We start from the raw sequence: 12150 nt of genomic DNA, 5'->3' as shown, positions 1-12150 counted from the left end.
GCGGGGAATCTGCGACTCCGCATACTTAATGCTCGTATGACCGCAATAAGACAGTTCAAGGACAGAGTTGAAACACGACGGCCGCGCGAACGATCCTGACAAGCGGGTATTGCGCCGGGAGATCCTCCAGGCGAGGAACAGGTTGACGGCGGATGACGTGCGGGAGGCCGCGACCGCGTTGGCCGACCGCGCGCTCGGGCTGCCCGAACTGGCGCACGCGCGCACGGTGGCGGCGTACGTCTCCGTCGGAAGCGAGCCCAGCACGCTCGTGCTGCTCGACGCGCTGCGCGCGCGGGGCGTACGCGTGCTGCTGCCGGCCCTGCTCCCCGACAACGATCTGGACTGGGGCGCGTACACCGGCGAGGGCTCGCTCACGCGGGTGCGTCACGGCGGGCGGATGGCCCTGCTCGAGCCGGCCGGGGAGCGTCTCGGGCCGGACGCCGTGACCGGAGCGGACGCCGTGCTGCTGCCGGGCCTGGCCGTGGACGCCCGCGGGATGCGGCTGGGGCGCGGCGGCGGCTCGTACGACCGGGTGCTGGCCCGGCTGGAGCGCGCGGGCGCGCATCCGGCCCTGGTGGTGCTGCTGTACGACACCGAGGTGGTCGAGCGGGTTCCCGAGCAGCCCCACGACCGGCCGGTGCACGCGGCGGTGACCCCGTCGGGGGTACGGCGGTTCGGCTGAAAGACGACACCGTTCCGGTGGCCACGGCGGTCCCGGCGGTCCCGGCATGGGAGAGCGGCCACCACGTGCGTGGCGGCCGCTCTCCCATGCCTCATGCCTCGTGCGTCGGGGCCGGACCTCTCAGGGCTTGAGCAGCAGCGTGTCGCTGGTGCTGCCCTCGACCGCCTTGTCCGAGTACGCCCACTCGAGCAGTTCGCCCTCGGCCCACTTGTCCGTCTGGTCGACGTAGTGGGAGTTGTAGGCGTGGCCGGAGGCGCCGGTGAGGTTGATCCACCGCGACTTGTCGAGGTCACCGAGGTTGACCACCATCCGCATCGACGGCACCCACACCACCCCGTAGCCGCCCGCGGCGTTCCAGCCGGTCGCGTTGACCGTGGCCTCGCCGCCGCCGAGCTTCCAGGGGCCGCGGTTGAGGACGTACTGCAGGAAGTCGGGGCCGGAGGTGCCCAGGGTCTGGTTCTTCAGGAACAGGCGGTGCAGCCGGCCCCAGCTCCAGGTGTCGATGTCCTTGCCGAGCTTGGCGGTGAGCTCCCAGCGGGCGTCGACCATGGCGCGCTTGAACAGCTCGTCGCGGTTCTCCGCGCCGTCGCGGGAGCCCGCCTTCGGAGTCGTCCACCAGTCGCTGTCCTCCTTCTCCATCAGCGTGCGGACCACCTCGAACCAGCGGTCGCCGCCGTCGGGCTGGGCCTGGTCGGCCTCGCGCATGCCGCACTCGCGCACCTTGGCGCTCTCGTCGGCGGGCCCGGTGGGGTTGACCGGGTCCACCCACAGGCACTGGCCCTTGACCCGCAGCTCCTTGGGCAGCTTGTGGCCGAAGGAGAGCTTGAGGACGTTGCGCCAGACGGAGTTGAAGTAGGCGGCGGCCGCGGAGTCGGCGTCCTGGGTGTAGTCCCAGCCCTCCAGCAGCTTCTGCGCCTTGCGGACCTCCGGGTCCTCGACGTCGATCTTGAGCAGCTCGGGCACCAGCAGCTTGGCGATACCGCTGCTGTTGTCGAGCTGCATCTGCCGCATGTCGTCGGTGGAGATCTTGCCGTCGTCCTTGATCTTCGACTGGATCAGATCGTTGATCCGCTGGCTGCGGGCGCCGTAGCCCCAGTCGGTGGTCAGGGTGTACGGGTACGCCTCGGGGTCGACCACGGCCTGGTTGGCGGTGACGATGTAGCCGCGGTCGGGGTCGAACTCGTAGGGCAGCGCGTCCTGGTCGACCCAGCCGGTCCAGCGGTACTTCGAGTTCCAGCCGGGCGCCGGGACGGAACCGTCGTGGTTCTTCGCGCGGGTGGGGATCCTGCCCGGCAGGGTGTAGCCGATGTGGCCCTCGGTGTCCGCGTAGACGAGGTTCTGCGAGGGCACCTCGAAGAGGGTGGCCGCCTCGCGGAAGTCGTCCCAGTCCTTCGCGCGGTTCATCGCGAAGACGGCGTCCATGGTGCGGCCCGCCTCCAGCGCGGTCCAGCGCAGCGAGACGCCGTAGCCGTCGCCCCGGTCGGGCGCGGCGGAGTCGACGGTGGCCTTCTTCCCGGTCCGCACCAGGTCGGGGGACCGGTCGGAGAGCAGCGGGCCGTTGCCGGTCTCCCTGACGATGATCTTCCGCGACGCGCCGCCGGCGACCTTGATGGTCTCCTCGCGCGCCTCGAAGGGCACCACCTTGCCGTCGTACTGGTAGCCCTCGCCGGTGATCTTCTCCAGGTAGAGGTCGGTGACGTCGACACCGGAGTTGGTCAGGCCCCAGGCGACGTCCGCGTTGTGTCCGATGACCACGCCGGGCATGCCCGCGAAGGTGAAGCCGGTGACGTCGTACTGGCACGCGGCGGAGACGCTGCGGCAGTGCAGGCCCATCTGGTACCAGACGGACGGCAGCGCGGCCGACAGGTGCGGGTCGTTGGCCAGCAGCGGCTCACCGGTGACGGTGTGCTCGCCGGAGACCACCCAGGAGTTGGAGCCGATGCCGTCGCCGTTGACGCCGACGGCCGTGGGCAGGTTCTGCAGGACCTCCTGGAGGCCCGACAGCTGGCTCTCCAGACCGTCCCCGACGCCGGCGGCGGTCCCGGACTCGCCCTCCACACCGCCGGTGCCCGTGCCGACGCCCGTACCCGTGCCCGGGTCGGCGCCCACGCCGGTACCGTCGCCGATTCCGGTCCCGGCCCCGTCGCCCGTGCCGCTCTCGCCGCCGCCCGACTCGTAGGCCCCGGTCAGCTCGTTGTACCGGCCCTCCTGGACCACGGGCTTGTTCCGGCCGTACGGATACGCCGGGTACAGGTCGGCGATCTGCTCGGGGCCCAGGCGGCCGGTCATCAGGGCGCGGTCGATCTCGTCCTGCATGTTGCCGCGCAGGTCCCAGGCCATCGCCTTCAGCCAGGCCACGGAGTCCACCGGGGTCCACGGCCCGGGCGTGTAGTCGTTGGTGAAGCCCAGCGCCGCGTACTCCAGGGAGATGTCCGCGCCCTCCTTGCCCTCCAGGTAGGCGTTGACCCCCTTGGCGTAGGCGTCGAGGTACTTCTTCGTGGCGGGGGAGAGCTTCTTCTCGTACTCCTGCTTCGCGACCCGGTCCCAGCCCAGGGTGCGCAGGAACTCGTCGTTCTCGATCTGGCTCTCGCCGAACATCTCCGACAGGCGTCCGGAGGTCATGTGCCGGCGCACGTCCATCTCGTAGAACCGGTCCTGCGCCTGGACGTAGCCCTGCGCCATGAACAGGTCCTCGTCGGAGGAGGCGTAGATCTGCGGGATGCCGTGGCCGTCACGTTTGACGTCGACGGGGCCCGACAGGCCCTTGAGCGTGATCGATCCCTTGGTCTGCGGGAAGGAGGCGCGCACGGTGCCGATCGACCAGTACGCCCCGTAGGCGACACCGCCGATCAGGGCCAGCACCAGGACGAACACGAGCAGACGGGCTTTGCGCCCCTTTTTCCTGCCGGACTTGCCGGGTTGCTGACCCGTGGAGACGGTGGTGTCGGTGGGCATCGCTGTCCTTGCTGTCCTTACGCGAGCGGCAGGGCGGGCTGTGCTTTTAACTGAGCGCTGGAGCAACGATAGGCGCAGGGCCCCGTGCCGCTTGACGCGGAGTCGGGAACCAGCCCGGACGGACGTTCGATGATGCCAGGCGGGCGCGTCAAGAACGCGTCAAGAGTTAGGTAAGGTAACGAAGCGGTTCGCCGCGAACGCGTCGGCTCCCCGCGCCCCGCAGCCGAGGTCGGGCGCACCACGCGTGAGCCAGGGAAGGGAACGGCCGCTGACTGTCCACCACCTCAACCAGCTCCTGCTCCTCTGCTCGCTGGTCCTGCTCGTCGCCGTCGCAGCGGTCCGGATCTCCTCGCGCAGCGGGCTCCCCAGCCTGCTCGTCTATCTCGGCATCGGCATCGCCATGGGCCAGGACGGCATCGGCGACATCCAGTTCGACAACGCCGAGCTGACGCAGGTCTTCGGGTACGCGGCCCTGGTGGTGATCCTGGCCGAGGGCGGTCTGGGCACCAAATGGACCGAGATCAGACCCGTCCTGCCCGTCTCCGCCGCACTCGCGACCGTCGGTGTCGCGGTGAGCGTCGGGGTCACCGCGACGGCCGCGCACTTCCTGGTCGGGCTGGAGTGGCGGCAGGCGCTCATCATCGGCGCGGTGGTGTCCTCGACCGACGCGGCGGCCGTCTTCTCCGTGCTGCGGCGCATTCCGCTCCCCCCGCGCGTGACGGGCACGCTGGAGGCCGAGTCCGGCTTCAACGACGCCCCCGTGGTCATCCTGGTGCTCGCCTTCTCCACGGCCGGCCCGATCGAGCACTGGTACGCCCTGCTCGGCGAGATCACCCTGGAGCTGGCCATCGGCGCCGTCATCGGACTCGCGGTGGGCTGGCTGGGCGCCTGGGGCCTCAGACATGTGGCGCTGCCCGCCTCCGGCCTCTACCCGATCGCCGTCATGGCCATCGCCGTCACCGCCTACGCGGCGGGCGCCATGGCCCACGGCAGCGGCTTCCTCGCCGTCTACCTCGCCGCGATGGTGCTGGGCAACGCCAGACTGCCGCACTGGCCCGCCACCCGCGGATTCGCCGAAGGGCTCGGCTGGATCGCCCAGATCGGCATGTTCGTCCTGCTCGGACTGCTGGTCTCCCCGCACGAACTGGGCGACGACATCGTGCCCGCGCTGCTCATCGGACTGGCGCTGACCGTGGTGGCCCGTCCGCTGAGCGTCGTGCTGTGCCTGCTGCCGTTCCGGGTGCCCTGGCAGGAGCAGACGCTGATGTCGTGGGCGGGACTGCGCGGCGCCGTGCCCATCATCCTGGCGACGATTCCGATGGTGGAGGGCGTCGAGGGCAGCCGGAGGCTCTTCAACATCGTCTTCGTCCTGGTCGTCGTCTACACCCTCGTCCAGGGGCCGACGCTGCCGTGGCTGGCCGGCAAGCTGCGTCTCGGCGCGGGTGCGGAGGCCGCCGACCTGGGCATCGAGTCGGCGCCCCTGGAGCGGCTGCGCGGGCACCTGCTGTCGGTCGACATCCCGGAGGAGTCGAAGATGCACGGTGTGGAGGTCGCCGAACTCCGGCTGCCGAAAGGGGCGGCCGTCACACTCGTCGTGCGCGGGGGCACCTCGTTCGTCCCGCTGCCGACGACGATGCTGCGGCACGGGGACGAGCTCCTCGTCGTCGCCACCGACCCGGTCCGGGACGCCGCCGAACGCCGCCTGCGCGCGGTGGGCCAGGGCGGCAAACTGGCCGGCTGGCTGGGCACCGACGGCGAGGGCCCGAGGCGCTGACACGCCCGTCATTCACAGGGTCACGGTCCCGCGGCGCCCGGTTTCACAGGCTCACAAGCCCTTGCCGCCTGTGGACACCCGATCGCGCCGAGGCGACGCCTGTACCATGCATGGAGTACCCAGATCGAACCAACTCTGCCTGACGCAGAGCTGGCGCGACCGTATGGCGGCCGGCCCGTCCCGAGCTGTGGCACCCGGCATCTACCGCAGTCAGCGCAAGAGGACAGCTCTCGGCGTGCCCGAAGCCCGACTGTGAAGGGCCGCGCGCCACCAGGCGGCAGAAAGGCACGGGCCGTGGCATCCACGGTCACCACGTCGAAGGACTCTGCGGCCGCCTCCCGTCCGGGATACGGCCGACTGCTGCGCACCCGCGGCGCCTGGACGTTCCTGCTCCCCGGTTTCGCGGCACGCCAGCCGTTCGCGATGCTCACCATCTCCATCGTGCTGCTGGTGCAGCACACCACCGGTTCGTACGGCGCGGCCGGCGCCGTCGCGGCGGTCACCGGTGTGTCCATGGCCCTGTTCGCGCCCTTCAGCGGCCGGCTCGCCGACCGCCACGGGCAGCGCGCCGTACTCGTCCCCGGCGTTCTGCTGCACACCCTGTCCGCGCTGGTCCTGACCGCGCTGGCGCTGACCGACGCCCCGCTGTGGGCGCTGTTCGCCGCGGCCGTGCCCACCGGCGCCTCGGTGCCCCAGATCGGGCCCATGGTGCGCGCCCGCTGGGGCGTGAAGCTCAAGAACTCCCCGCTGATGACCACCGCGGCGGCCTTCGAGTCCGTCACCGACGAGCTGACCTTCGTCGTCGGACCGCTGCTGGCCACCGCCCTGTGCACGGCCGTGAACCCGGCCGCGGGCCTGGTGACCGAGGCCGCGCTGACCCTGGTCGGCGGTCTGCTCTTCGCCACGCAGAAGGGCACGCAGCCCGAGGTCGCCACCGGCGGGCACGCGCGCGTGAAGCACGCCTCCGCCCTGCGCGTCCCCGGGGTGCGCGTCCTGATCGTCACCTTCCTGGGCATCGGGTCCGTCTTCGGCGGCATGCAGGTGTCGCTGGCCGCGTACGCCGAGTCGATCGGCGAACCCGGCCTGAACGGCGTCCTGTACGGCGTCTTCGCCGCGGGCAACATGCTCTCCGGCATCGCCTGCGGCGCCATCGCCTGGAAGGTCGCCCCGCAGTGGCGCCTCGTCGTCGGGTACGCGGCGCTCGCGGTGACCGCGTCCGCCCTGTGGACCGCCCAGTCGCCGCTGCTCCTCGCAGGGCTCGGGCTCCTGGTCGGCATGTGCATCGCGCCCGCCCTGATCACCGGCTTCACCATGGTCGACGACCTGGTCCCGGCGGGGGCCCGCACCGAGGCCTTCACCTGGCTGACCGGCGCCGTGGCACTCGGCCAGGCGGCCGCGGTCACGGTCTCCGGACAGTTCGAGGACCGCCTGTGGGCCGGCGCCGGTTTCCTGGTGCCGATGGGCGGCACGGTGCTCGCCCTGGTGACCCTGCTGGCGCTGCGGTCACGGCTGGTGCCGGCCCCGCACGGACGCACCGTCGCACGTGGCGTGGGTCACCGCTCGCCCGTCGCAGTGGACTGAGCACGGGGAATACGGCACTATGAATCGTCGTTTAGCACTCATCGAGTGAGAGTGCCAGGAGGAAGACAGTGCCCACCTACCAGTACCAGTGCACCGAGTGCGGCGAGGGCCTCGAGGCGGTGCAGAAGTTCACCGACGACGCTCTGACCGAGTGCCCGAACTGCCAGGGCCGCCTGAAGAAGGTGTTCTCGGCGGTCGGCATTGTCTTCAAGGGATCCGGCTTCTACCGCAACGACAGCCGGGGCTCCTCGTCGAGCAGCACCCCGGCGGCGTCGAAGTCGTCCGACTCCTCGACGAGCTCGTCGTCGTCCTCGGCGTCGCCAGCTTCTTCGGCGTCGTCGTCCTCGGGCTCGAGTTCGGGTTCGTCGGCGGGGTCCACCAGCACCACCGCCGCGTAAGGCCGCCTTCCCGCGGACCCCTGTCGTCGTCCGACGACGGGGTCCTCGGCGTTTTCCGGGGCGGCCCGGGGGCGTTTTCGGGGCGGTTAGGGTGCGGAGCATGGCGAACATGGCGCACAAGGCGAACGCCGAGATCGGCGTGATCGGCGGCTCCGGCTTCTACTCCTTCCTCGACGATGTGACCGAGGTCCGGGTGGACACCCCGTACGGGGCGCCCAGCGACTCCCTCTTCCTCGGCGAGCTGGCCGGTCGGCGGGTCGCCTTCCTCCCCCGGCACGGGCGCGGCCACCATCTGCCGCCGCACCGGATCAACTACCGGGCCAACCTGTGGGCGCTCAGGTCGGTCGGCGCCCGCCAGGTGCTCGGACCGTGCGCGGTGGGCGGGCTGCGGCCCGAGTACGGGCCGGGGACGCTGCTGGTCCCGGACCAGCTCGTGGACCGTACGAAGTCCCGGGTCGGCACGTACTTCGACGGGCTGCCGCTGCCCGACGGCACGGTGCCGAACGTCGTGCACGTGTCGCTGGCCGACCCCTACTGCCCCGCCGGCCGGGCGGCCGCCCTGAAGTCGGCGCGCGGACGGGACTGGGAGCCGGTGGACGGCGGCACGCTGGTCGTGGTCGAGGGGCCGCGCTTCTCCACCCGCGCCGAATCGTTGTGGCACCGGGCGCAGGGCTGGTCGGTGGTGGGCATGACCGGCCATCCCGAGGCGGTGCTCGCCCGCGAGCTGGAGCTCTGCTACACGTCCCTGACCCTGGTCACCGACCTCGACGCCGGCGCCGAGACCGGCGAGGGTGTCTCGCACGACGAGGTGCTGCGGGTGTTCGCGGCGAACGTGGACCGCCTGCGGAACGTGCTCTTCGACACGGTGGCGGCGCTGCCCGCCGCGGAGGAGCGGGACTGCCTGTGCGGCTCGGCGCTGGGTGGGATGGATCCGGGGTTCGCGCTGCCGTAGGGCCGCACGTTCGGGTGAGGGAGTTTTCCACAGGGCGCGGTGTGTCCACAGGCTCCGGCGGAGAACGGCGGGAAGCCCCATCGTGGGGTGCGCAAGCCGTTCCCTCGCCGCAGGTGGTGTCCCCGTGCCGTTCCCTCCGCCCCGTGAGTCCTCGTGCCACTCCCCCACCTTCTCTTCCTCCTCTCCCTCGCCTTCCTCCCTCTCCTCCTCCCTCTCGGCCGCCGTCCCGCACCCGCCCCGTGCCGGGGTCCCGCCCCGGTGCGAGGTGCCGCACTTCGCACCGGTGCGGGTGCGTGGCGGTCTGCTGCGGTCCGGTCGGCTCGTCCGGCACCGGCGGCGGGCCGCGGCGGTCGGCCTCGCCGTCACGGCGGTGGTGCTGGTGGCGGCGGGCCCACGGGAGACGGACCGGTCCCGCGGGCATCCGGACGGCGCTTCGGGCACACGCGTCGCGTCGGCGTCGGCCGCCTCGGCGGGCGGGTCCACGGGAGACCGTGCCGTACGGACCCGGCGTGCGGGAGCCCGCGTCACGGCGCCGGTGCGGATCGCCGACGCCGCCACGGTGCGACTGCTGCGGCCGGGCGACCGGGTCGACGTCATCGCCGCCGAGGAGCGGGGCACGGGCGGTGCGGCCGGCGGTGGAGCCCGCGTGGTCGCGCGTGGAGCACGGGTCACGGAGGTGCCGGAGCCATTGGAGGCCCCGGACTCGGGCGGGGCCCTGGTGGTGCTGTCGGTTCCACGTGCCACCGCTGCCGGGCTCGCGGCCGCGAGCACCACGGCACGGCTGGCGGTGACGCTGGGGTGAGGGGTTCGCCGACGGTTGACACCACCTTCATGTCAAGCACCTCGTCCGAGGGGCCCCACTGGGCAGATGGACGGTGCCCTGTCGTAGGTTGCGGAGCGTTCGATTCCCGGCGTCACGCATACGAGATGGAGCTCCGAGGTGAGCGAGAAGAACGAACCGAGCATCTGGCAGGGCTTCAAGGCCTTCCTGATGCGCGGGAACGTCGTCGACCTGGCGGTGGCCGTGGTCATCGGCGCGGCCTTCACCAACATCGTCAACTCGGTGGTGAAGGGCGTGATCAACCCGCTGGTCGGCGCCTTCGGCACCCAGAACCTGGACAGCTACAGCTCGTGCCTGAAGGGCCCCTGCACGGGCACCGGCGACGCCGCGACGGGGGTCAGGATCCTGTGGGGCTCGGTCCTCGGCTCGACGCTCCAGTTCGTGATCACGGCCGCTGTCGTCTACTTCCTGATGGTGCTGCCGATGGCTCGCTACCTGGCCCGGGTGGAGGCCCGCAGGAAGGCGAGGGAAGGCATGCAGGAGGTCGTCGAGATCTCCGAGCTGGAGGTGCTCAAGGAGATCCGCGACGAGTTGGTCGCACAGCGCGGCTCGAACAACGGCGGGCGATAGCCGGCACCGGCACGGCGTCCGGTCGTCGGACCGCCGGCCGCGCCCGGTCAGATGTGGTGGGGCGGCTTCTCGTCGAGGAAGCGCTTCAGGTCCGAGGCGCTGTCGCCGGACGGGCGCTCGCCCCATCCCCGGTCCGTGTCGTCCGAGGACTGCTGGTCCAGCGGGTCGTCGAAGACCAGCGCGGGCTTCGGCTCGCGCGGCCGGGGTTCGGGGGCAGTGCTCATACCCCCAGAGTACGGCCTCGCCATGCCCCTCCTCCGTCGGTGACCGTGCGGGAGGAGGGCCCTGCACGAGACTGGCGCCATGACAGTTGACGCGCTCACAGATGTGGCCGGCGTTCGTGTGGGACACGCGACCCGCTCCGGCGGCGGCCTGCTCACCGGCACCACGGTCGTGCTCGCGCCCGAGGGCGGGGCCGTGGCCGCCGTGGACGTACGCGGCGGCGGTCCCGGCACGAAGGAGACCGACGCGCTCGATCCCCGCAACCTCGTGCAGAAGGTCGAGGCGGTCGTCCTGACCGGCGGCAGTGCTTACGGACTCGACGCGGCCTCCGGGGTGATGGCCTGGCTGGAGGAGCGGGGCCGCGGGGTCCGCGTCGGGCCGGAACCCGCGCACGTGGTGCCGGTGGTGCCGGCCGCCTGCGTCTTCGACCTGGGCCGGGGCGGCGACTTCCGGGCCCGTCCGGACGCGGCCACCGGTCGGGCCGCGGTGGAGGCGGCAGCGGCGACCGCACCGGGGGCCCGGGTGCCGGAGGGATGCGTGGGCGCCGGCACGGGGGCCGTGGTCGGAGCGGTGAAGGGCGGGATCGGCACCGCCAGCAGGGTACTGGATTCGGGAATCACGGTGGCCGCGCTGGTGGTGGCCAACGCGGCGGGGGCGGTGACGGATCCGGAAACAGGGGTGCTGTACGGGGAGTTGTTCCAGGGTGGCCGGGTCCGTCACCCGGACCCGGAGGTGCACCGGGCGGCGCTCCGGCGGCTCGCCGACCTCGCCGAGCGGAACGGCCCTCCCCCGCTCAACACCACACTCGCGGTGGTCGCCACCGACGCGGACCTGTCCAAGGCCCAGGCGCAGAAGCTGGCCGGCACCGCGCACGACGGCATCGCGCGGGCGGTGCGGCCGGTGCATCTGCTCAACGACGGGGACACGGTGTTCGCCCTCGCCACGGGCACCCGTCCGCTCGACGCCGCGAACCCCCTCGCCCTGAACGGGATCCTCGCGGCCGGCGCCGACTTGGTGACGCGCGCGATCGTACGGGCCGTGCGCGCGGCCGAGTCGGTGGACGGGCCGGGCGGAGTCTGGCCGTCGTACCGGGAGTTGTACGGCGAGGCGGACGCGTGGACACGCGGGGGTCGACGGGCGAACAGGCGCCGACCGGTGGGCGGAGAGCGGTGACCGCTGAGCGGGGTCCGGGTTCGACGGCCGACGACCCGGCTGCTCGCACCAGGGGGGCGACTGAGCAGGAGGTACGGGAGGCCCGCCGCAGCGGGGGGAATTTCTCGCGCCTCTCGTTCGTTCCCCCGCCGTACCTTTTTCTCAGTTCCCGGACATGATGTCCGCCCGAGGGGCTACGGTATGCACCCACTGGGTGACATGCAGCGACGCCGGGAGAAACCTTGAGCGTTCCGTACGAGACGGCAGCGTACGAACCAGCCGACTCGCCCGAGTCTCCTGAGGAGCACCTCGCGCGACTGCTCGGCCGTGCCCTGAACTCCTTCGAACTGCCCGACGAAGCGGTGCACCGGCTCGACTGCGCGCTGGCACACGACAGTTCGCTGCACTCCGCGCATCACAGCGCCGGTCTGCACCGGGAGACGTACCGGCACACCTGGCTGCTCGCCGACGGCTCGGCGCTCACGCTCTGGGAACTCGTCCACAACGCCACCCCGGGCGGCGAGCCCGAGCACGAGGTGTACGCGGACGAGGAGGAACTGCGGGTCGCGACCGCCCGGTTGCCGCTGCCGCCGGAGACCCCGGACTTCGAGCTGCCGGTGGTGGTGCAGCTGTCCCGGATCCCCACGCCCCGGCCGGTCTACGTCCCCGACGGTTCGGCGGACCACGCGCGCCGCTTACTGCGCCGGGCGGAGAACGCGGACCGTCCGGGCCCCGGGACGGCTGCGCTGCTGACCACGGCGTTCGCCCACCAGATCACCCAGGCCTTCGGCCGCCCGTCCCGCGCGGGGCGCCCGGGGCGCCCGGGGCGTTCAGGACTGAGCTTCTCCCTGTACGAGCACGCGTTCCTGTTGCGTGACGGCGTGGAGATGTCCCTCTGGGAAGTGGAACACACGGCCACGCCCGACGGACGGCACATGTGCGAGGTGTACGTCACCGAGGACGCCGCCCGGGACGCGATGGAGCGCCGCGCGGCACAGGTTTCCTGACCCCGGGCCCCGACGG

11 protein-coding genes are annotated in these 12150 nt (G+C 71.8%); 9 read left to right on the top strand and 2 right to left on the bottom strand.

Annotation, left to right across the window (positions count from 1 at the left end):
• The first annotated feature begins 67 nt into the window (after positions 1–67).
• Positions 68–682, top strand: a complete 615-nt coding sequence (locus JL475_RS16435; protein WP_202278452.1) for a 5-formyltetrahydrofolate cyclo-ligase — start codon at positions 68–70, stop codon at positions 680–682.
• Positions 683–802: 120 nt separating this feature from the next.
• Here the strand turns inward: JL475_RS16435 and JL475_RS16430 are convergent, their stop codons facing one another.
• Entirely contained in the window at positions 803–3637 is a 2835-nt protein-coding gene (locus tag JL475_RS16430) for a penicillin acylase family protein (RefSeq protein ID WP_202278451.1), read from the bottom strand.
• 244 nt (positions 3638–3881) lie between these two features.
• Between JL475_RS16430 and JL475_RS16425 the strand changes: the two genes are divergently transcribed.
• The 6 genes from JL475_RS16425 (at position 3882) to mscL (ending at position 9753) form a co-directional block, all read left to right on the top strand.
• Entirely contained in the window at positions 3882–5411 is a 1530-nt protein-coding gene (locus tag JL475_RS16425) for a potassium/proton antiporter (RefSeq protein ID WP_202278450.1), read from the top strand.
• A gap of 294 nt (positions 5412–5705) precedes the next feature.
• Positions 5706–6992 carry an MFS transporter gene (locus JL475_RS16420; protein WP_202278449.1) on the top strand — a complete coding sequence of 429 codons (1287 nt, stop codon included), beginning with the start codon at positions 5706–5708 and terminating at the stop codon, positions 6990–6992.
• Between the two features lie 68 nt (positions 6993–7060).
• Positions 7061–7390, top strand: a complete 330-nt coding sequence (locus JL475_RS16415) for an FmdB family zinc ribbon protein (protein ID WP_202278448.1) — start codon at positions 7061–7063, stop codon at positions 7388–7390.
• Between the two features lie 109 nt (positions 7391–7499).
• The gene (locus JL475_RS16410; protein ID WP_202278528.1) at positions 7500–8342 is read left to right on the top strand and encodes an S-methyl-5'-thioadenosine phosphorylase; all 843 of its coding nucleotides are present in this window, start codon (positions 7500–7502) and stop codon (positions 8340–8342) included.
• 265 nt (positions 8343–8607) lie between these two features.
• The gene (locus JL475_RS16405) at positions 8608–9144 is read left to right on the top strand and encodes a hypothetical protein (protein ID WP_202278447.1); all 537 of its coding nucleotides are present in this window, start codon (positions 8608–8610) and stop codon (positions 9142–9144) included.
• Between the two features lie 138 nt (positions 9145–9282).
• Entirely contained in the window at positions 9283–9753 is a 471-nt protein-coding gene (gene mscL / locus JL475_RS16400; RefSeq protein WP_202278446.1) for a large conductance mechanosensitive channel protein MscL, read from the top strand.
• Between the two features lie 47 nt (positions 9754–9800).
• Here mscL and JL475_RS16395 read toward each other — a convergent pair whose 3' ends face one another.
• Positions 9801–9977, bottom strand: coding sequence for a hypothetical protein (locus JL475_RS16395; RefSeq protein WP_109380318.1), 177 nt, complete (start codon positions 9975–9977; stop codon positions 9801–9803).
• Positions 9978–10056: 79 nt separating this feature from the next.
• Here JL475_RS16395 and JL475_RS16390 point away from each other — a divergent pair, with 79 nt between their 5' ends.
• Together JL475_RS16390 and JL475_RS16385 are read left to right on the top strand one after the other, a co-directional pair.
• The gene (locus tag JL475_RS16390) at positions 10057–11148 is read left to right on the top strand and encodes a P1 family peptidase (RefSeq protein WP_202278445.1); all 1092 of its coding nucleotides are present in this window, start codon (positions 10057–10059) and stop codon (positions 11146–11148) included.
• Positions 11149–11369: 221 nt separating this feature from the next.
• Positions 11370–12134, top strand: a complete 765-nt coding sequence (locus JL475_RS16385) for a DUF6227 family protein (protein WP_202278444.1) — start codon at positions 11370–11372, stop codon at positions 12132–12134.
• Positions 12135–12150 lie beyond the last annotated feature (16 nt).

Source organism: Streptomyces sp. M2CJ-2 (genome assembly GCF_016757295.1).
Taxonomy (GTDB): Bacteria; Actinomycetota; Actinomycetes; order Streptomycetales; family Streptomycetaceae; genus Streptomyces.
This window is presented reverse-complemented; position numbering and strand designations above follow the sequence as displayed.